This window comes from Nitrospirota bacterium (genome assembly GCA_015233895.1).
Lineage (GTDB): Bacteria > Nitrospirota > Thermodesulfovibrionia > Thermodesulfovibrionales > Magnetobacteriaceae > Magnetomonas.
In genome coordinates, this window is record JADFXG010000008.1 from 1 (window position 1) to 20,854 (window position 20,854).

The following is a 20,854-nucleotide window of genomic DNA, read 5'->3' on the forward strand; positions in this document are numbered from 1 at the left end:
ACTCATTGTGTCATGCCTCCTTTTTGTTATAACTGATAATATAATTCAGTTAGGCAGTTTCTGAAAATATACTTTCCAAAAAATGCTCTCTAATTAGACTTCATGACACAGTTTTTTGAACACTCTCAGATTTAAGCATAATATGGAAATTAAATATGATGAAAAACAAGAAAATAGAATAATGTAAGAGATTAAAGACAGGTAAATCAAAAAATTTCCTTAATTGGAAAATACTCCTTCTCAGTTCTGAGGATTTCGCAACGGTCTCTAATTGGTATTAGGGGAGGGACAGAGTCCCTCCCCTGACGTATTATCTAATGTTCCTTATTCAGAAGGTGTCCAGCTTGCCCAGTGTTTAAGGATATTCCATCTCCTCTTGACATCGGCTTCGGCTTCTTTCATAAGCTTTGCTGCAATCTCAGGCTTCGATACCCTCAGTTGCTGGTATCTGTTCTGAGCATAGCAGTAATCGGCCAGTGAGCCAGCCGGTTCTTTGCTGTCTAACTGCATAGGGGTTTTACCCTCAGCCTCAAGTGCAGGGTTATACCTGTATAACGGCCAATAACCTGTGCTGACTGCTTCTTTCATTATTTCTACTGACTTAGTGGTGTTTATTCCCTGTGCGATACAGGTTGAGTAGGCAATTATAAGCGATGGGCCTTTATACGCTTCAGCCTCAACAAATGCTTTTATTGTCTGAGCCGGATTGCCTCCAAAGGCCACCTGTGCAACATAAACATGGCCGTATGTTGACATGATTAAGCCTATGTTCTTTTTGCCTGTTCTCTTACCACCAGCGGCAAACTGTGCGACAGCTCCCCTAGGTGTTGCCTTTGACATCTGTCCACCGGTATTTGAATAAACCTCGGTGTCCATTATAAGAATATTTATGTTTTCACCGGAGGCCAGCACCTGGTCAACTCCGCCATAACCGATGTCATAACCCCAGCCATCTCCGCCAATCACCCAGACAGATTTTTCAATAAGATAGTCGGCAAGTGATATGAGACTCTTAGCCTCATCGGAGGTATCTCCTGCAAGGATTTTTTTAAGATCGGCAACCCTTGCCCTTTGTGCCTCAATACCCTCTAAGTTGGTCTGGTCGGCGTTTTTGATTGCATCAATGAGTGGCTTCTGCCCGGAAAACTTAGGGCTTAATGTGTCAAGAAGTTCGCCTGCCTGTGCGTTAAACTTATCAACTGTCTGCCTCATACCGAGACCAAACTCGGCATTGTCCTCAAACAGGGAGTTTGCCCAACTTGGTCCTCTGCCGTCTGCTCTCTTAGCATAAGGCGTGGTAGGCAGGTTACCGCCATAGATAGAGGAACAACCGGTGGCGTTAGCTACCATAAGTCTGTCGCCAAAGAGCTGAGTGAGAAGTTTAAGATATGGGGTCTCGCCGCAGCCTGCACAAGAACCGGAGTACTCAAACAGCGGTCTTACGAGCTGACTTCCCTTAAGGGTATTGATTTTGTATTTTGAGGGGTCTGTTTCAGGGAGATTTAGGAAGAACTTGTAGTTGTCGGCCTCTTTATAACGAATTGGCTCTTGCAAACCCATGTTGATAGCTTTAACCTCGGTGCGTTTCCCAGCTGCATCTTTCTTACGGCCAGGGCATACCTCTACGCATGACCCGCAGCCAACGCAGTCCTCAGGCGCTACCTGAACTGTAAACTTCATACCGGCAAATTCCTTACCTGTAGCATCCACCGATTTGTACTCTTTAGGCGCACTTGCCAGATTGGAGGGATCATAAGCCTTTATTCTTATAGAAGCATGCGGGCATACAAACGAACACGTGCCGCACTGAATGCAAGCGTCCGGTTCCCACACAGGGATATGCAGCGCTATGTTTCTCTTTTCGTACTGGGTGGTTGCAGTGGGCCACGTACCGTCAATCGGCATCGCAGATACTGGGAGTGCATCACCGTATCCCTCAATTATTTTAGCCGTTACGTTCTTAACAAACGCCGGAGCATCGTCAGAGACGGCTTTACGCATCGTTAACTTACTTGTGGCCTTAGCAGGCACCGGTACTTCTACAATATTGGCGATAGCCTTGTCCACTGCCGCATAGTTCATTTCAACGACTTTATCGCCTTTCTTCTGATAAGTCTTCTTGATTTCCCGCTTGATGGCTGTGATAGCCTCATCTTTGGTTACAACGCCGGAGATTACAAAGAAGGCTGTCTGCATTATCATATTGATTCTGTTACCCAGTCCTAGTTCCTCTGCCAGCGCTATAGCGTCAATTATATAAAACTTCATTTTTTTGGCAATTAACGCCTCTTGCACTTCTTTAGGTAAACTATCCCACACTTCATCTTTACCGTGGGAGGTGGTCAACAGAAATATGGCGCCCTCCTCGGCATTGCCAAGCATGTTGTATTTTTCGAGAAATGACGTGTTATGGCAGGCGATAAAGTTCGCTTTGGATATAAGGTAAGGGGATGTGATATTGCCTTTACCGAAGCGGACATGCGAGGTGGTAATAGAGCCTGACTTCTTAGAGTCGTACACGAAATAGCCCTGAGCATGATTAGTGGTCTCGCTGCCGATAATTTTAATTGTATTTTTGTTAGCTCCGACAGTGCCGTCTGCTCCAAGGCCATAGAACATCGCACGTACTGTCCCCTCGCCTTCTATGTCAAATGACGGGTCGTACTTAAGGCTTGTGTTTGTAACATCGTCGTTAATACCGACGGTGAAGTGGTTTTTGGGTTTGCTCTCCGAGAGGTTGTCAAAGACAGCTTTTGCCATAGCAGGCGTAAAGTCTTTGGAACCAAGGCCGTAACGACCGCCTACGATTACCGGATACTTCTTAAGTTTGCCGATACCTTGTTCTATAGCCTCACCGACGGCTGTTCTGACGTCAAGGTATAAGGGTTCGCCGGTAGCGCCTGGCTCTTTCGTTCTGTCCAACACGACGATGGATTTCACTGAGGCAGGTATTTCGGATGCAAATGCTGCCGTATCAAAAGGTCTGTAGAGTCTTACATGTATAACACCGACTTTTCCGCCCTTAGCGTTTAAATAGTCAACTGTACTTTGTACAACCTCACCGCCGGAGGCCATAACAACAACAATTCGCTCGGCATCAGGAGCACCGTGATATTCGAAAAGCTTGTACTGACGGCCAACTAGCTTAGCAAACTTATCCATAGCTTTTTGGACTATGCCAGGCACTGAGTTATAGTACTTATTGACAGTTTCACGACCCTGGAAATAAACATCCGGGTTCTGTGCGGTACCGCGCATAGAGGGTCTGTCAGGAGTTAGACCTCTCATGCGGTGCTCCACAATTTTGCTGTTGTCAATCATGGCCTTCATGTCGTCAAAAGTGACCTCTTCAATTTTTGCAAGCTCATGTGAGGTTCTGAATCCGTCAAAGAAATGCAGAAAAGGAATACGTGACTCTAAAGTGGCGGCCTGAGCGATGAGAGCAAAGTCCATAGCCTCCTGAACGTTTCTGGAAGCGAGGAGGGCAAAACCTGTGCCTCTTGTAGCCATAACGTCTGAGTGGTCACCGAATATGGAAAGACCCTGACAGGCAAGTGAACGCGCAGTGATGTGAAACACGGTGGGGGTCAGCTCACCGGCTATTTTGTACATATTTGGAACCATGAGAAGGAGTCCCTGGGAGCATGTACATGTGGTGGCAACAGCGCCGGCAGCAAGGGAGCCGTGCACAGCACCGGCCACACCGGCCTCAGATTGCATCATACCGACTTTTGGCACAGAGCCCCATATGTTGAGCTGTCCGGCGGCTGATTTAGAATCGCAAATTTCCGCTATCGGTGATGACGGCGTAATCGGATAAATTGTTATTATTTCGTTTGTAGCATGAACAGTATGTGCGCAAGCCGTACAACCGTCCATAGTTACCATCTTTCTACTCATATACTTCCCTCCATCATTTTAATTTGTTATTCGTTTTGACTGTCAAATCCGCCAAAATTACTAAAGCCTTTTCGTGCTTTGGTTCCCCGCTTTAAACGGCAATTATATCATGCCATTTTTAACTTAATTCAAAATACAGTTGACAAAAGTATAAATTATCACTACAAATAATTTCAAGTAATCATAAATATAAATTTAGGTTTTTAGCGTTTTTTGTTGGGTAAAATGATTACGTGTTTTTACTCAGCTATTTTAACCACTCTGCCTTCAAAAGAAAGTGCACCATCAGCAAAAAGTTTAATTGCACGGGGATATATTTCATGTTCATACTTAAGTATCCGTTCTGACAGAGTATCCTCCGTATCATTAGATAATACAGGCACTGCAGCCTGAATTATTATTGGCCCCGTATCTAATCCCTCATCTACAAAATGCACAGTGCAGCCAGATATCTTTACCCCGTACTTAAGGGCTTGTCTCTGAGCGTGGAGCCCTTTAAAGGACGGCAAAAGTGCAGGATGAATGTTCATAATCCTCATCGGAAAGGCCTCAATCAATGCTTTACCAACGAGTTTCATAAATCCGGCTAAAACGACAAGGTTGACCCCTAATGTTTGAAGTTCGGTTGTTATTTTTCTATAGTAATCGTCTTTAGTTCTAAAATCTTTCTCTAAAATGGCCATTGAGGTAATGCCGTAGGCTTTTGCCCTTTCTATGGCAAAGGCATCTGCGTTATTTGTAATAAGACACTCAATAGAAACATTCAGATATCCGCTTTTGACGGCATCTATTATAGATTGAAAATTAGAGCCGCGCCCTGAGGCCAGCACTCCCACTTTTGTCATACTATGTTCACTCCGTCAGTTTCTAAGCTTTCCTTATACAGAAGTTTCTTACTGATGCCGGTTGCAAGAGAGACCTCTTCAACTGCCTCTTTTCGTTTTGCTCCGGCACTGATTAGCCCTCTGACTTCTTTCAGTGCATCAGCAAAGGAAACGCTTACCGGCTCTATGCCAGCTACCACAGCTACATACTCACCTGCTATCGTGTGCTCTTTAATTTCCTCCAGCACATATGAAACCGAACCTCTCAGCGTTTCCTCGTACATTTTTGTGATTTCTCTGGAAAGGGACATTTCCCTGTTACCAAAGACCTCAAGCAGATCATCAAGGAACTCCAAAATCCTGTGCGGTGCCTCATAAAACACCAACGTGTTGTCAATCCCCTTAAGCTCAGCAAGCTGCTTTTTCCTGTGTGTGGGTTTACTGGACAGGAAACCGGCAAAGGTGAACCTGCCTGTGGGAAGCCCTGAGATGGAAAGAGCCGCCGTATGTGCTGTGGCTCCTGGTACTGCTATAACGTTAATTCCGGCAGCTATAGCTTCTTTTACAAGTACCTCACCAGGGTCAGATATTCCTGGAGTTCCGGCATCGGTCACAAGTGCTGCGCTGAAACCGTCATTTATCTTATCTATAACCTCCTGCGACCGTACCCGTTCCTTTTCCCTGTAGTAGCTGATCATTGGTTTAGAGATGTCGAAGTGGTTTAAGAGTTTTATCGTGCGTCTTGTGTCCTCTACCGCTATAATGTCCACCTCTTTCAGCACCCTAAGAGCTCTGAGTGTGATGTCCTCAAGGTTGCCTATCGGAGTGGATACTACATAAAGGTCGCCTTTCATCTTTTAACAGTTAGCCTCTGACATAGTGTTCTTTAAGTTTAGAAAGCCACAGGATGTGTTTTTTCTCTTCATTTATCACCTCATCCAGTATGTTCTTTTCTGTGACAGCATCTCTGAGAGCATGGAAAAAAAGCAGGGTTTCCTTTTCAAATCCCATAGCAAGCAACACAGCGCCCATAGGTTCGGTTACATTAGTCATGTGGAGCATTGCCTTGTCTTTGCCAAGAAAAAACGCAGACTCTACATAAGCCCGCATATACTCTGAAACCTCCTGCCAGCCCTCGGGCTCGTCATTTCCCAGTTTTTCCCGCAACGCTGTAAAAACCACTATGTGGGACTTCTCAGCATCTGCCAGTTTTGTAAAAAGACTGTTAAATTCAGAATCGTTTTTAAATTTAGCCGCCAACTCGGTATAGTACGAATTCCCAAGCATCTCAGTCCTCACTGCCATCTCCAGCACTTCTCTTATCGAATAACTTTCCATTCTTACCTCCTTTAGTTAATGCCTCAGGGAATGACTTTCGCATCTCCCTGTCCAGTTTTATTATATCCTTTATATCATCGCCGCTGAGTTCCCAACTGTAGGAGCCCTTGGCGTCCTTTCTGACCTTTACGTGAGTTGATTTCTTCTGAGGCGGTATGGCAGTCAGCTGGGCGTCCTTTCTGACTTCAAACGGAACACTCTGTGCAGTCGCATTATCTTGTATTGCCTTTACCTCAGCGCTTCTGTTATCTACATTTACAGATGATGCGTTTCCCCCTCCTCCTCCTTTGCTGCAAGCAGCTGAAGTTATAGAAAAGCAGCAGAGGCAAATAATTAAAAATCGTGCCATTTATAATCCTCTCACACACCACGGTAACCGTTAGTGATGGGAAAACGCCTGTCTTTACCAAAGGCACGTCCGGTTATCTTAACTCCGGGGGGTGACTGTCTCCTCTTGTACTCGCTTCTGTCTATGAGGCTTATTGCCCTCTTTACCGGCTCTGCCCCAAAGCCATGTGCTGTTATCTCCTCAAAACTCATATCATTTTCTATGTAAGCCTCAATGATTGGGTCAAGTGTTTCATAGGGAGGCAAACTATCAGTGTCTTTTTGATTAGCCCTTAGCTCTGCTGTAGGAGCTTTGGTTAAAACTGACTCAGGAATTACCGCAGTGTTTTTGTTTTTCCATATACACAGCCTATACACCATAACTTTCGGCACATCTTTGATGACGGCAAACCCTCCTGCCATATCCCCATATAAAGTGGCATAACCCACCGACATTTCAGACTTATTGCCGGTTGTTAAAACCATGCTGCCAAACTTGTTTGAAAATGCCATAAGCAGGTTCCCGCGCACCCTTGCCTGCAGATTTTCCTCTGTTATGTCACGCGGTTTATCCTTAAAAAAACTACCAAGCGAATTGAGATATGAATTAAAAATATCCGCTATCGGAATCTCATCAACCGATATATCAAGCCGCCGTGCCAAATCATACACGTCAGCTCCTGACTCATCTGATGTAAACATGGAGGGCATAAAAACTCCCCGCACATTTTCCTTTCCCAGTGCATCCACTGCAATTGCAGCAACCAGCGAGGAGTCAATCCCTCCGCTTAACCCAATCACGACGGAGTTAAAACCGTTTTTTTGTATGTAGTCACGGGTGCCGGTAACAAGAGCGGTATATACCTCCTCTTCTTCCGTATCCATTTGCGGCTTTTGAATCTGTGGCAGAACAGTCCTGGAATCAGCTTCATTGTCAGATATAAAAACATGCCTGATTTCAAAGTTATTCCCTGAATGTGCAGCTCTTTGCCTGTTTCGCGGATCCTGAAGCCTAAGGTGAAAGACGCTTTCCAAATCAAGATCGGCTACAATCAACTCCTCGGAAAATGCCGCTCCAGTCATTATTATATCGCCTCTTGGGCTGACAATGAGGCTGCGACCGTCAAACACGAGCTCATCCTGCCCCCCTGTCATGTTTAAGTATGCCACAAAGGAGCGGCAGTCAAAGGCGCGGGTTTTTAGCATTGCCTCTTTCATTTTAAATTTATTTAAGCCATACGGAGAGGCGTTAATGTTGATAACTACCTCAGCCCCGTGCAGGGCTTGTGTGTAGGGAGGCCCCTCCGGGTACCATATATCCTCACATATACTGACCCCTATCTTACACCCTGCCACCTCATAAATTGGCAGCGAACTGCCCTGTTTAAAATACCGTATTTCGTCAAATACGCCGTAGTTTGGAAGATACAGTTTATGGTAAACGTCACATAGGTTATAATTATAAAAAATTGCGGCGGCATTATAAATATCCTCTTTCATGTCAACAAATCCAATAATGGCAGCTATCCCCTGCGTATGTTTTTGAATTTCCTGAAGCGACTTTACGTTATCTCTGATAAAGCCTGGTTTAAGAAGCAAATCCTCCGGAGGATATCCAGTTATGGCAAGCTCAGGAAAAGCAACAATATCGGCACAGAGAGTCTTAGACCTCTCGATGTAATCAATGATTTTTTCCGTATTACCCTTAATATCCCCAACTGTGGGATTAATCTGGGCAAGGGCAACCCTGAGCGTCTTCATCCGTTAATTATACATCATTTTGAGAATATTAATCCGCAGATGACACAGATAAACGCAGATGAAAAAAATATAAATCTGCGAAAATCTGGGCAATCTGCGGAAAAAATCTCTATTTTTCGTCCTTTATTTATAATTTCTATGATGTGGAAAATAATCTAAAAAGCAATTACGAGAAAGTTTATAGAAACGAAAATAAGTTTACAGTTTACGCACTCAGCGCAGTTTCATACGAGCTGGATTCAATTTTTTCCACAACGCTGACAAGTTTTGGAATATCCATTATTAATGCAACAGTGCCATCGCCTAAAATTGTAGCGCCTGATATTCCCTCCACATCCCTGTAAATCCGGCCAAGAGTCTTTATAACCGTCTGGTGTTCACCTATTACGTAGTCAACAACAAATCCAACCCTCTTGTCCTCAACCTCGGTAACCACAATTTGCTCAACCTCCGGCCTGGGACCATCCACCAAAAAGTGCTCTCTTACCACTATGTAGGGTACAATGGCGCCTCTTACATTAGAAATGTGCCTGTTGTGCATTCTCGCAATGTCTTCTTTTGTTAACTCTACGCACTCTTGTACCACAGAAAGCGGAATAACAAAGAAATCATCTGCAACCTTTACCAAAAGTCCGTCTATTATGGCAAGCGTCAGTGGCAGCTTTAACGTTATTGTTGTTCCAACTCCAAGTGTGCTCTTTATATCAACAGTGCCCCGAAGTGCCTCAATATTTCGCTTCACTACGTCCATACCCACACCGCGCCCGGATACGCTTGTCAGCTTCTGTGCGGTTGAAAACCCTGGCGCAAATATTAACGAAAATATCTCCTTTTCACTTAGCTCAGCATCCGGCTGGATAATGCCCTTTTCCACGGCTTTTGCAAACAACACGTCCTTATCAAGCCCTTTGCCGTCATCCTGTATCTGAATCAACACGTTAGCGCCGGAGTGCCCGGCTGTCAAATGCACTGTCCCATATCTGCTCTTTCCGGCAGCAACTCTGACATCCGGCTGCTCTATGCCGTGATCCACACTGTTTCTTATAATATGTACTAGCGGATCATTGAGCTTCTCTATCACAGTCTTATCCAGTTCCGTATCAGCCCCGTCTGTGGTCAGGTTGACCTCTTTGCCAAGGTCTGCCGACAAGTCCCTGAGCAGTCTTTTAAACTTACTGAATGTCGAGCCTATCGGAAGCATTCTTATACTCATTGTATTGTCTCTCAGTTCCCACGTAAGCCGTTCTACCTCTTCTGAAATAGACATGAGCACGCCGTCACTGAAATCCGTAACTGTCTGGCTTAAACGAGCTTGCACTGTAACAAGCTCCCCTACCAAATCCACAAGTTTATCCAGTTTTTCCGAGGGAACCCTGATTGAAGCAGCGTCTGTCTTTTGTTTCTGTTCTTTTACCTCCTTAATGTGTTTTTGTTCGGCAAGAGCAGATGTTACATGTGACTCATCAGTAATCCCAAGCTCTACTAAGATCTGTCCTACCTTCTTTTGCTTACCCAAAACACCCTTAAGGTCATCCAGACGGACATCTCCCCTGGAAAGCAGTATCTCACCAAGTTTCAGATGCCGCTCATCCTCGTCAAATACTCCGCCCTCATCTATTGTCTCTATTTTTACCTCACATAAGTCCTCTACAAAAATAAATACATCTTTTATAGCATCAATTCCCTTATCGGTTGTAATTACAATATCCCAGTAGGTAAGACACGTCTCAGGGTCAAAGTCCTCCAAAGTCGGAATGGCATCGGTTTGGGCTACAATGGTAGCCTTGCCGACCTCCCTGAGTTCATTCAGCAGCAGGATGGGATTTGTGCCGGTAGCAAACAACTCCGGTGCCGGACGAAATCTCACCCGGTATGTGACAATGGATACGCGCCCTATTGGTGCCTCCTTCTGCGCGGTAGTGCTTGTATCGGTAGCGGTTACACTTTCAGCGCTGGCAACCTCTTTTTCATCACTGTCTTTGGCCATGACGAGCTTAAAGCCGGATATGATTTCTTTTGATCTGGCCTCATCAACCTGAGGCCCTCCCTGAGAGGCCTCTATCATTGTTCTGATTTGGTCTCTTGCCATAAGGGTTAGATTAATCAGATTCGTAGTTACCGGTATCTCACCGTTTCTAACCATGTCAAAAGTTGTTTCCACCTCGTGGGTAAATTTAGCGATATCGTCATAGCCAAACATGGCGCCAGAGCCTTTTATCGTGTGCATTGCTCTAAAGACGCGTCCCACAAGCTCAGTATCAGCCGGGTTTTCCTCAAGCTCAAGCAATGCAGACTCAAGCTCGGTTAAGAGCTCCTGAGCCTCCTCTATAAATATCTCCCGTCCCTTATCTAATCCCTCATCGCTGCTCATCCAAGCACCTTCTTAACAACTCCTAACAGTTGATCAGGTTTAAACGGTTTCACTATCCAGCCGGTAGCACCTGCCGATTTACCCTCCTGCTTTCGTGTATCCTGAGACTCTGTCGTAAGCATTATGATAGGGATAAACTTAAAGTCGGGAAGCGCTCTTATTGCCCTTATCAGACCGATGCCGTCCAGGTTTGGCATGTTAAGGTCGGTAATCACCATATTTACCGGTGCTCCCGTTATCTTAGTGAGAGCATCCTTACCGTCCACCGCCTCTACAACCGTATATCCGGCGCCTTTTAAAGTGAAGCTCACCATCTGCCTGACGCTCGCAGAGTCATCCACTGTCATTATTGTTTTACTCATATTTAAGCCTCCACGCCTATTTTTCTGACAAAGCAATGCACCATGTCAATGTGCAAAACCAGACTCATCGGCCAGCTCTTGATACCGCTTAGGCACATTTTCAAGTGTCAGTGTTTTTTCCCTTATTTCACACGATTTTTGGGCTGCTCGCAACAGTTGCAAAAACGAGAAATCCACATCAGCCACCCTGCTTAAATTCAGTGTTACTGCGCTTGCTTTATTTATCGCATTAAGCAGTGCATCCTTTACATCTTTAATGTTTTGTAAAGTTAAATCGCCTTCTAAAGCCAGCTCACCGCTTTTGTCCAACTTATGAGAAAACATAATTGCACCACCTTTTTACCTGAGAATGTGAAAGTATAACAAATCATTATTTGTAAAGTCAAAAAAGTTCAATATTATCACCAAGGTCATCTTCTTTTTGAGAATCTGAGCCGGCGGCACTTTCCTCACCCCATAAAAGCGCATCAGCCCCCTCCTCATCTTGTCCCAACGTGTCTTTATGAATCAACCGTTCCGAGTCCATGGTGTAGCGCTGAAGCATGTCGTTTAAATCAGGGGTATAATCAATATGATCGTAAATATGATCAGGGATTTTCTCTCTAACCTCATTAAGCACACTCTCTATTTCAGCGGCAACAGCGGTTAATTTGTCTCGTATTATTTTGTCAAAATTAATACTTGAGATTACGTGTGCTATTTCTGTTTCTAAGTTCTTTGCACTATGAGAAATTCCGCTCATTGCCGTCATGAGTTCCTTATCGCCTTCAAGAAGTTTTTCAAGCGCCTTATTGGTCTCCCTTGTAATCATCTCAGATGAGCTTACCTGTTGCTTAAGTCTGATGTTAAGGGATTTTGTAAAGTCTGCCGATGTAACTAAAACATCGTTTATTATTTTTGCCCCTTCATCTATCCTGTTCTGAGCGCTTTTTGATTGCTTACTGATTTCCTCTGCTAACACCCCCAGTCCATGTCCGGCTGAGCCTGTGCGGGCCACCTTGATTATGGAGTTGAGGGCTAACAAGTTCATATTGTCGCTGATGGTTCGTATATTGGTAACCTGGACTGTCATCCCATCAAGCTTGGATGAGGTTCCGGTTATGTTGTTTATCATTGAAGTTGTAGTGTAATTCACAGTGGTAAGCACATCTAAGAGCGCCTCAAGCACATGGCCCATTCGCTTTATCCTGTCTTTACCAGACTGCTCCTCATCCAAAATGGTAGTGGCATCCTCGGCCTGCGCCCCCTGAAGCTCAGACACTTTAGACAAAGAGGAGGAAATCTTATGTGCTGCTTTTTCGGTCTCTGAAAGCACAAACTGTAACTGCGAAATCTGGATCTTCAGAGCATCGTGCATCCATCGAATCAGGGTATATTTCCCCTTTTCGTCCAAATTGTAAAAGTCTGTCATTTTAGCATTTATTTCGTGCATGACCTCAGCCACATGCTCCATCTGCTGCCGTGTTATATCGTGAAACTGGATAGCCGTTACAACCTCACCCAGTTCTGGCGATATTTTGTATGCCCGGTGGCTTATTCGTTCGCAAAGCCATTTGGCCTGATCTGCCATAGCGTGGATTTTTTCAAGTATTCCTTTAATACGGCCTTTGGCGCTGGCAAGCTCATGCTCATACAGACTGACGAAGGGGGCCCTGAGGTTGTTTATCGCATCAATTGCCGTGTTTGCCTCCTTTATGCTTAACACCATGTCAGCAGTGCCTTTAATTATCTGCCGGGCAAGGCTGTCAACGACATCGGTGGTTACATTAAAGTCAGCATTACCGGCCCTTGCAGACTCTATACGCATCAGTGTCCCTATTATTGATATGGTGCGTGATAATTTTTTAAGAAACTCCTCAAGCTGCAGGATGTTATTAAGGTTCCCTAGTATATCGGTTATGCCCCTTGAGCCTTTAACAACTATATCAGCCGTTTTTTCTATTTCATTATAAACCTTTTCAAACAGCTCTCCTATCATAACGACATTAAATGCCTCACCGCTTTCCAAAGCCTGAACCAATGTGGCGGCGTGGGAGGCATTTTCAATGCAGGTAAAAGAGAAATTCTGTAAATTAGCCCCGAGCTCAAGAAATTCATTTTCAGTTTCTTTGGATACGTCAAACAAAACGGCTGCAGCGGCGTCTAAACGCGACGCCCATAAGCTGTTTAACACTAAATCTTCGCTCACTCCTGTGCCGTTTTTCCCTTTTTTTGCAGAATCATGAAACAGAATTGCAGGACTTATCGGTTAACAAAAATCCGTTAAGGTTAATTAAAATCACTTTGAAAGGCTATATCTCGCCTTTTTTGATTTTCTGGTAAAAAGTGCACTCCTTGCAGCTTTTCAACTGTTTAGCCCTTTCACATTCAGGCTCAGAACCGCTAAGAGTCCCTACGACAAGCCAGCACCTTCTACCCGCTGATTTTGTAAAAGCAGAACACTTTCTGCTTTTTTCCACTCCACAGTCATAGTACTCCCAGCAATTTTTTCTTTCTGCTCTTACCTCGTCAAATTCCTCAAGCGCCTTAGAGAAGGCCTCAAAAGCTGCAGCCGCCGTCAAAGGAACCTTTTTTACGGACATAACGCTACTCTGTTATAAACACAAAACGCTGTCAAAACAGACCCTCCATAACATAACTTTAATTACATCCTGTTAGTTACGCTATCAATATTAAAGGCATTTTGTCAAGCTATTTTTATAGTTTTCCATGTAAATCCATCATTAAAATGATTAAAGCGATTTATTCTGGTTCTATTTTACTAGCAAAGGGGCAGTTTTGAAACAAAAAAGGCACCGCCGCATCAACAAGCAGTGCCTTTCCATTAAGTGAGTATTATGTATAGTCTTACTTTATTTATTTAAGATCTGGCTGACCGATTTCTTTAAGCAGATTAGTAAACCAGCCTAATTTTGCATTAAACGGTTTGCCGCCTTTAATGCGTGTAAACTCAATGCAGCGCAGCACTCCCTTTTTCTCCTCGTCGTGGCCGATAATCCCCGGGATGCCCTTTCCAGCCATCTCTACGGCAAGGTCAGTCATGGCTTTAATCAGCATCAGGTCTTGTAGGATTGGACGTGCTGCTCTTGCATAGTAGCCGCTTTTTTGCACAAGGGTTTTACCGGCATTTGCCTTAGATAGCAATGAGTCGGCGTGCCATTGGCCTACATTTACTTTATCAAGTTTAACATGGCCAAATGCATCCCGCGGTACCTCAAGTCCTTTTGACTCAAGCTCCTTAACTATACCAAGAGCCCCTGCCCCCTCTGAGATAAATATGTTGGCACAGTCGTTGTCAGTGAGTTTTTTATCTATATAAGCGGCCAGTTTATCAATGTCGTATTCCACCTCTGGGATTAAAACGGCATCAACGTCGTATCTTTCTTTTGAAAGCCCAAAAGAATCCATATAATCCAGATGCTTTAGTTTTTCGTGGTATACCTCGGCTGTCTTAGCTGTCAGGTATCCGCAGTTACGCCCCATAACCTCGTGCACGATGAGCATACGGGGGTTTGCCGATGACTCTGCTGCAACGTTTAGAAAGAAATTAGCGCCATGCTCGGCTGCGGTGTAAGCGCCCAGAGTTTGAACTATTGGCACGATGTCGTTATCAACAGTTTTGGGGAGACCGATTACAGTAAGCTCATAGCCGTTGTCATGAAGGTACTTTGCCAAATCAGCAGCGGTTAAACTTGTATCGTCACCGCCTATTGTGTGCAACACCTCGATGCCAAGCTCTTTAAGGTTTTCTGCCGCTACCTTAAGAGGATCCTGTCCTTCTTTGACAAGCCCTTTCTTTACACAATCTTTTACATTTGTGAGTTTTACCCGGCTGTTACCCAGCGGACTGCCGCCAAACTCATAAAACACATGCGCCTTTTCCCGCACCTTCTTATTTACGGTCATAAAGTTTTTTCTTAAAAGTCCGTCATAGCCGTTGGTAAATCCTATAATTTCCGTTTTTGGGGAAATCTCCGTATAACGCTGTATGAGACCTCCCACGGCTGCGCTTAAGCAAGGGGCAAGCCCGCCTGCCGTCAGCATTGCTACTTTTTTAGGCATGTTCATCCTCCTTATTGGCTCTCTTTATGTGCTATCCCTTAACAGGGATTGATTTTCAATAATCAATATAAAAACAACGCCTAATTATACATGTTTTTTTTTATTTAGTAAAACATCTTAAACTTTCATTTTGAACGGTTTGGTCAAAGGTTGTTTCATACTCAAAGGCCGGATGTGTTGTACTTTTATCCAAGATAAAACAAAAACCTCTGCCATTATCTATATACTTTACTTCTGTGCCTGATGGCAATTACATCCAGTGCTGTATTGAAGTCGTCTATCGAATAGATAACCCTATAGTCTTCTATACGGATACGCCAAAGGTGATTGTTACCTTTTAGTTTGACGCAGCCTTTTGGCCGTGGTTCTTTTGCCAGCGACTCTATCTTAAGGAATATCCGTAAGACGAGTGGTTCGTCAAAAGATTCAAGTTCTTTACGGGCTGAGCGAGTAAGCGTAATAGAGTAATCACCCAAGAAGTTTTCCTTTTTGTATCAGTTTCCTTTTAACCGTATCGAGGGATTCTCTCGGCTCATCCTTACGCTCAGACGCTGTGAGGCTGTCATAGAAGTCCTCCCACACATTGCCGTATTTTTTAAGGTCTATGACAACAGCTGTTCTATCACCATTGTCGTCCATCATGTACTGTATCCCTTTCATGTTACACCTCTTCTAATCTTTTCAATCCCGAACTCTAAAGCACCACATAAGGTATTATAGCAATCTCTTAATTAAAAAAAATCCATGGAAATTTCATTTTGCCAAACATTCTCAAAGGCTGAAAGGCAGGTTAAAGAGTTCTACTCAACACTGTCTGATAGTTCGTATTTTTTTAGTTTTCGCCAAAGAGACACCCTGTCAAGGCCAAGAGCTTCCGCGGCTATGGTTTTGTTGCCGTTTAATTCTCTTAACACCCATTTAATGTAGGCCATTTCCTGTTCCTCAAGAGTGAGAATTCGTCCCTGCTTTTTCCTGAAGGTTTTTATACTAAGCGAACGGATATCCTCCGGCAGATGATGTTCATCGAGGATATTTCCGTTTGCCATGATAACGCCGCGCTCTATAATGTTTTCAAGTTCCCTTACATTTCCAGGAAAATCGTAATCCATTAAGATATCCAGTGCCTCTTGTGAGATTTCCCTTATGTCCTTTTTAAACATGGATGCGTATTTCTTCAGGAAATAATAGCTAAGCAGCGGGATATCGTCTTTTCTTTCACTCAGGGGTGGTAAATGAAGAGTTACCACATTCAGGCGATAGTACAGGTCCTGGCGGAAATCCCCGCTTTTTATAGAATCGGCTAAATCTCTGTTTGTTGCCGCTATGAATCTTGCATTTATTGTAACCGGCTCGGTGCCGCCTATCCTTAAAATCTCCTTTTCCTGAATAGCCCTCAAGAGCTTTGCCTGCATAACAGGAGGCATCTCCGTGATTTCATCCAAAAACAGTGTCCCATCCTCTGCTATTTCCATGAGCCCCTTTTTGACAGCAGTGGCTCCTGTAAATGCCCCTCTTTCGTGGCCAAAAAGTTCGTTTGCAAGCAGCTCTCCGGTAAGTGTGCTGCAATTGAGACCTACAAACGGTCCCGCACTTCTTGTGCTGTTTTTATGTATGAACCTTGCAAACAACTCCTTTCCTGTGCCGCTCTCCCCTATTATCAAAACGTTACAGTCTGTTGGGGATACCCGATGAGCCGTACTTAACAGTTCCTCTATGCTCTTGCTTTGAGTTATTATCCGCCTTCTTCCTGTGATATTTTCTATCTGCTCTTTCAAAGCCTTATTTTCTCTTTTAAGTAAAACCTTCTCCATCGCCTCTTTAACTACCTTTCGTACCTCATCCAGTCTGAATGGTTTTGCTATGTAGTAAAAAGCCCCCTCTTTTATTGTATTTACCGCCGACTCAAGGGTAGCATAACCGGTTATTATTATCACCTCGGTATCAGGATACTGTTCCTTACACCTTTTCAGTATCTGCATTCCATCTACAGATTCCATTTTTAAGTCTGTAAGGACAACATCGAAATCGTTCTCAGCTAAAAGCTTAAGTGCATGGGAGCCGCTTTGGGTACTCATCACATCATACGATTCCTTTTTCATTACGTGTTTAAGGTTTTCCATTGCTATTTTTTCATCATCTACAATTAGTATTTTCCGGATACGTTCCATGCTAACACCCCTGTGTTTTAATTAAATTACCCTTTGACGGAATTCTTATTTTAAATGTTGTCCCCTCGCCGGCAGTGCTTTTTACACTTATACAGCCGCCGTGGTCCCCTACTATTTCATGTACTATATAAAGTCCCAGCCCCGCCCCTTTACCCACATCCTTAGTTGTGAAAAACGGATCGAATATCTTGTGCAAAACCTCTTCAGAAATACCCTGTCCCGTATCTTTTATTTCAATATCAACAGATTCCCCCCCATAGATACATTTCTTACGCCCGGTTTTTATACACTCCCCCTCATCTAATCCCATAAGCGGTAATACAGCAACCGGGTTAAGAGCGTTAGATTTGGCACTTATTGAAATTTGCCCCTGTTCATTTATAGCATCTGCCGCATTGCTTATAAGATTTAGAAACACCTGCTGAAGTTTCTGTTTGTCGGCCAAAACTGTTATATCCTCCGCAATATCAATAACTACGGATATTTTATTGAGTAACCGGTTTCTTATAAAAACAATTACCTCCTCCACCAATTCTTTAAGAGGGATCGGGTCTTGTGAAAAATCCTTGTCCCTTGAAAAGTCAAGCAGAGACCTTACTATGTTTCTGGCTCTTACCGTTTGTTCATCTATCTGACAGATGAGTTGTTTCTTATAATCCAGGTCTGTCTCTTCAATTTCCTCTGACAGTATCTGGCAGGAGGTTGATATGTTTGAAAGGGGATTGTTAAGCTCATGGGCAACTCCGGAAAGGAGGGTCCCAAGGGAGGCAAGTTTCTCGGAATGAATCAGATGCTGGTGTTTTAGTTCTATGTCCTGAAGCATTTTATTAAAGGTGTCTATTAAAGAAAGGATCTCGCCGTCGTTTGAATTAACATAGAGCTTTGTAAGTCCTCCCTCCGATATTATTTTCATGCTGTCCTCAAGTTGTTTCAGAGGTTTTACCACCATCTTTGAAATTATGTGCCCTATGGCCGCTAACATCAGAGTTATTGCTATTATTAAGGCGGCTATAAATACCCGGGCCTTTGCAAGAGTACGCTTATGATTGGTTTTTTCAATTATTGATATATTACCTGCAGCCGTCATTATGTTTTTACCAAGAGTCCTTATCTTATTTTCTAATGCATCACGCTCTGGAAATTTGGTATCTGCGATAAACAGACTGTAAAAGTTTTCACTTAACTTGTTGTACTGTCTGAGTTTGTCCTCAATCTCATTAATTTTATCTTTGCTTACCACTGTTTCAAATATTTCTTTATTGCTATTTAGCAAGTCTAATGCCTTAAAGGTATATTTGACATTTTCCTCCCTGTCGGCAGACTTACCATAGAGAAAATAGTTTTTTTCAAAACGCCTGATCTCAAGTGTTGTATCTACAAATTCAGACACTGTCTCAAGGGAAACTATCTTTTTTTCCATAAACCCGATTTCTACAAAGGCAAATATGGAAATCAAAAAGAGCATAGCCAGAATTACAATGTAGCTGGCCACTATTTTTCTTCTTATACTGGATTTCTTTTTAAATATACCTAACATGATTTAGATTAAACCACATTCGTTGCAAAATGCAACAGGGGCTCTGGAAATGCAACAGGGGTATTTTCCCTGATTTTATTAGGTACTTATATCGGGCATTGCATAATGCAACAACCGATTGCCCCGTATTATCCCATAAATTTCAAAACATTTACAATAATCGTTATATATCAGCCAGTTACACCTTTGGCACGGTTTTTGAAATACATATAATCAGAAGAAACTTAAAGGAGGTAAAAAAATGGTATTAAAAAAGTTTTCAGAGAAGATGGATAAAATGTTTACAGCTATAACATTTGCAGAGGAGGGTGAATTCGATTCGGCAAGAGAGTTTATGGCTGACAACAGGAAGGTGCTGCTTGCCCTCACCGATAGAGGGATTGACAGGAAAACCCTGTTGTACACAATAAATACCTGTAAGAGAATAAATGCCGAACTCGATGTCCTGTACTTAACTAAAACAAAGGAAAAGAGTGCTTTTCTGGACAAATTCTTCTCGGAGCTGGATAGTGAGAGAATCAAACACAAGCTCATGGTAAAAACCGGAAGCCTGAGAAAGGAGATAGTAGCTTACACGGAATCCAACAAGGAAATTCTTTATGTCATCGTGGACTCATCAGATAACTGGGACACGGCAGATGAAGAGAAGGAAAGAGAATTCCCCGATCTGTTTAAAAATCTGAGATGCCCGCTGGTTGTAATAACAGAAAGTGCGGTAAGGACATAGTTTAATGCCAATCGGTTCTTGTGGCTAAAAACGGTAACTGATAAGAGACAAACACTATTTACAGAGGAGAGAGTAAATGTTGAAGTAAAGATTTTTCTGAAAAATAAATTTGATATATAGATGATGGCAGAATGATTTCATAAAAAAGCTGCCATCTCTATATGCGTGAATCTAACAAAATCAATCTGTTAGGTTCATATTTTAAAAGTAGTAGAAAGAATTATGGGTGTCCTTCCATTCGGTTTTTTTGATATAGGGGTAGTTTGTAAAAAAAATATTGAAAAAACTATCAAATTTGTTTATACTAACCAAAAATTAGAATAAAAGTATTTAAAACAGATTTTATCAACTGTTTTTAATACTTTTATATGTTTTTTTAAGCTAATCTTGTTACCGGGGAGATAAAATGCTCAAAAAAACCTAAAAAAATAATTTGAGGAATAATAAGGTTACGTATAATTACAAAATACAAGTAATCCAATAAGGAGGCCAATGTAGATGCCGTTTTTGAAAAAGTTTCTGTTGGTAACAATGGTAGTTGTAGTAGTGCTTAGTGTATGTACCTGTGTATTTGCGTCATCAGGAGTGGATGAACCAGTTAAAAAAGCAGCAGATGTATCCTGGTGGGTGTGGCCGCTTTCCCTGTTTGTATTAACCTTTGTGCTTGGGATTGTAGCGGTGCTTGGAGGTGTAGGGGGCGGAGTGCTTTTTGTACCAATTGTGGGAGGGTTTTTCCCATTTCACCTTGATTTTGTAAGAGGTTCAGGGTTGTTGGTGGCATTAGCCGGGGCATTGGCAGCAGGTCCGGGGCTTTTAAAAAAAGGTATGGCTGATTTACGGCTTGCCCTGCCAGTTGGGCTTATTGCCTCTGCATGTGCTGTAGTGGGTGCGATGATAGGTCTTGCTCTGCCAACTAATGTTGTTCAGATATCTCTCGGTGTAACAATACTTGGCATAGTAATTATTATCATCATGGCTAAGAAGTCTGAATTCCCTGAGGTTAAAGAGGCTGACGCCCTTTCCACAGCTCTGAGAATAACCGGTGTGTATCATGAAGTGTCAACAGGACAGCAGATTAACTGGAAAATCCACAGAACTTTTAAAGGATTTCTTCTGTTTATCGTAATAGGTGTAATGGCTGGCATGTTTGGCCTTGGCGCAGGATGGGCAAATGTGCCGACACTGAATCTCCTTATGGGAGCGCCTCTTAAGGTGGCTGTATCGACAAGCAAATTTCTGCTTTCCATAACCGATACATCGGCTGCCTGGATATACATTAATAACGGCGCCGTGCTGCCTATGATAGTGGTTCCCTCAATTATAGGAATAATGCTCGGCTCTATGGTGGGTGTTAAGATATTGGCAAAGACCAAGCCTTCTGCCGTAAGATATGTTGTTATCACAATGCTTCTTTTTGCAGGTTTAAGGGCATTGTTAAAAGGCCTTAACGTATGGAAATAATTTTTCAAATAAAGGA

At 43.2% G+C, this 20,854-nt stretch carries 18 protein-coding genes; 2 read left to right on the forward strand and 16 right to left on the reverse strand.

Annotated elements, in window-relative coordinates; all coding sequences use genetic code 11:
* Nucleotides 1–324: 324 nt before the first annotated feature.
* The 16 genes from nifJ to HQK88_07460 all read right to left on the reverse strand — a co-directional run bounded on the left by nifJ (nucleotide 325) and on the right by HQK88_07460 (nucleotide 18,650).
* Nucleotides 325–3,900 carry a pyruvate:ferredoxin (flavodoxin) oxidoreductase gene (gene nifJ, locus HQK88_07385; protein ID MBF0616625.1) on the reverse strand — a complete coding sequence of 1,192 codons (3,576 nt, stop codon included), beginning with the start codon at nucleotides 3,898–3,900 and terminating at the stop codon, nucleotides 325–327.
* A 239-nt stretch (nucleotides 3,901–4,139) separates the two neighbouring features.
* A complete protein-coding gene (locus tag HQK88_07390) occupies nucleotides 4,140–4,745 on the reverse strand; it encodes a phosphoribosylglycinamide formyltransferase (protein MBF0616626.1) in 606 nt (201 codons plus the stop codon).
* Nucleotides 4,742–5,578 (reverse strand): 16S rRNA (cytidine(1402)-2'-O)-methyltransferase, encoded by an 837-nt coding sequence (gene rsmI / locus HQK88_07395; GenBank protein ID MBF0616627.1) that lies wholly within the window; start codon nucleotides 5,576–5,578, stop codon nucleotides 4,742–4,744. The genes HQK88_07390 and rsmI overlap by 4 nt, the downstream gene beginning before the upstream one ends.
* Before the next feature lie 10 nt (nucleotides 5,579–5,588).
* Nucleotides 5,589–6,062, reverse strand: a complete 474-nt coding sequence (locus HQK88_07400; GenBank protein MBF0616628.1) for a ferritin family protein — start codon at nucleotides 6,060–6,062, stop codon at nucleotides 5,589–5,591.
* Nucleotides 6,013–6,411 (reverse strand): hypothetical protein, encoded by a 399-nt coding sequence (locus HQK88_07405; protein ID MBF0616629.1) that lies wholly within the window; start codon nucleotides 6,409–6,411, stop codon nucleotides 6,013–6,015. Before HQK88_07405 ends, HQK88_07400 begins: the two co-directional genes overlap by 50 nt.
* Before the next feature lie 11 nt (nucleotides 6,412–6,422).
* On the reverse strand, nucleotides 6,423–8,150 hold the full coding sequence (locus HQK88_07410) for an NAD+ synthase (GenBank protein MBF0616630.1): 1,728 nt from the start codon (nucleotides 8,148–8,150) through the stop codon (nucleotides 6,423–6,425).
* Nucleotides 8,151–8,355: 205 nt separating this feature from the next.
* The gene (locus HQK88_07415) at nucleotides 8,356–10,521 is read right to left on the reverse strand and encodes a chemotaxis protein CheA (protein ID MBF0616631.1); all 2,166 of its coding nucleotides are present in this window, start codon (nucleotides 10,519–10,521) and stop codon (nucleotides 8,356–8,358) included.
* Nucleotides 10,518–10,883, reverse strand: coding sequence for a response regulator (locus tag HQK88_07420; protein ID MBF0616632.1), 366 nt, complete (start codon nucleotides 10,881–10,883; stop codon nucleotides 10,518–10,520). The genes HQK88_07415 and HQK88_07420 overlap by 4 nt, the downstream gene beginning before the upstream one ends.
* 45 nt (nucleotides 10,884–10,928) lie before the next feature.
* Nucleotides 10,929–11,207 (reverse strand): STAS domain-containing protein, encoded by a 279-nt coding sequence (locus HQK88_07425; GenBank protein ID MBF0616633.1) that lies wholly within the window; start codon nucleotides 11,205–11,207, stop codon nucleotides 10,929–10,931.
* A 58-nt stretch (nucleotides 11,208–11,265) separates the two neighbouring features.
* Entirely contained in the window at nucleotides 11,266–13,056 is a 1,791-nt protein-coding gene (locus HQK88_07430) for a hypothetical protein (GenBank protein MBF0616634.1), read from the reverse strand.
* A 118-nt stretch (nucleotides 13,057–13,174) separates the two neighbouring features.
* Nucleotides 13,175–13,465, reverse strand: a complete 291-nt coding sequence (locus HQK88_07435) for a hypothetical protein (GenBank protein ID MBF0616635.1) — start codon at nucleotides 13,463–13,465, stop codon at nucleotides 13,175–13,177.
* A 274-nt stretch (nucleotides 13,466–13,739) separates the two neighbouring features.
* Nucleotides 13,740–14,951 (reverse strand): pyrophosphate--fructose-6-phosphate 1-phosphotransferase, encoded by a 1,212-nt coding sequence (locus HQK88_07440; GenBank protein MBF0616636.1) that lies wholly within the window; start codon nucleotides 14,949–14,951, stop codon nucleotides 13,740–13,742.
* A 209-nt stretch (nucleotides 14,952–15,160) separates the two neighbouring features.
* Nucleotides 15,161–15,421 carry a type II toxin-antitoxin system RelE/ParE family toxin gene (locus HQK88_07445; GenBank protein MBF0616637.1) on the reverse strand — a complete coding sequence of 87 codons (261 nt, stop codon included), beginning with the start codon at nucleotides 15,419–15,421 and terminating at the stop codon, nucleotides 15,161–15,163.
* On the reverse strand, nucleotides 15,414–15,605 hold the full coding sequence (locus tag HQK88_07450; protein ID MBF0616638.1) for a hypothetical protein: 192 nt from the start codon (nucleotides 15,603–15,605) through the stop codon (nucleotides 15,414–15,416). The genes HQK88_07445 and HQK88_07450 overlap by 8 nt, the downstream gene beginning before the upstream one ends.
* A gap of 140 nt (nucleotides 15,606–15,745) precedes the next feature.
* Nucleotides 15,746–17,113, reverse strand: coding sequence for a sigma-54-dependent Fis family transcriptional regulator (locus HQK88_07455; GenBank protein MBF0616639.1), 1,368 nt, complete (start codon nucleotides 17,111–17,113; stop codon nucleotides 15,746–15,748).
* Between the two features lies 1 nt (nucleotide 17,114).
* Entirely contained in the window at nucleotides 17,115–18,650 is a 1,536-nt protein-coding gene (locus HQK88_07460; GenBank protein MBF0616640.1) for a HAMP domain-containing protein, read from the reverse strand.
* Nucleotides 18,651–18,891: 241 nt separating this feature from the next.
* Here HQK88_07460 and HQK88_07465 point away from each other — a divergent pair, with 241 nt between their 5' ends.
* On the forward strand, nucleotides 18,892–19,377 hold the full coding sequence (locus HQK88_07465; protein MBF0616641.1) for a hypothetical protein: 486 nt from the start codon (nucleotides 18,892–18,894) through the stop codon (nucleotides 19,375–19,377).
* 498 nt (nucleotides 19,378–19,875) lie between these two features.
* Nucleotides 19,876–20,838 (forward strand): sulfite exporter TauE/SafE family protein, encoded by a 963-nt coding sequence (locus HQK88_07470; GenBank protein ID MBF0616642.1) that lies wholly within the window; start codon nucleotides 19,876–19,878, stop codon nucleotides 20,836–20,838.
* Nucleotides 20,839–20,854: the final 16 nt, after the last annotated feature.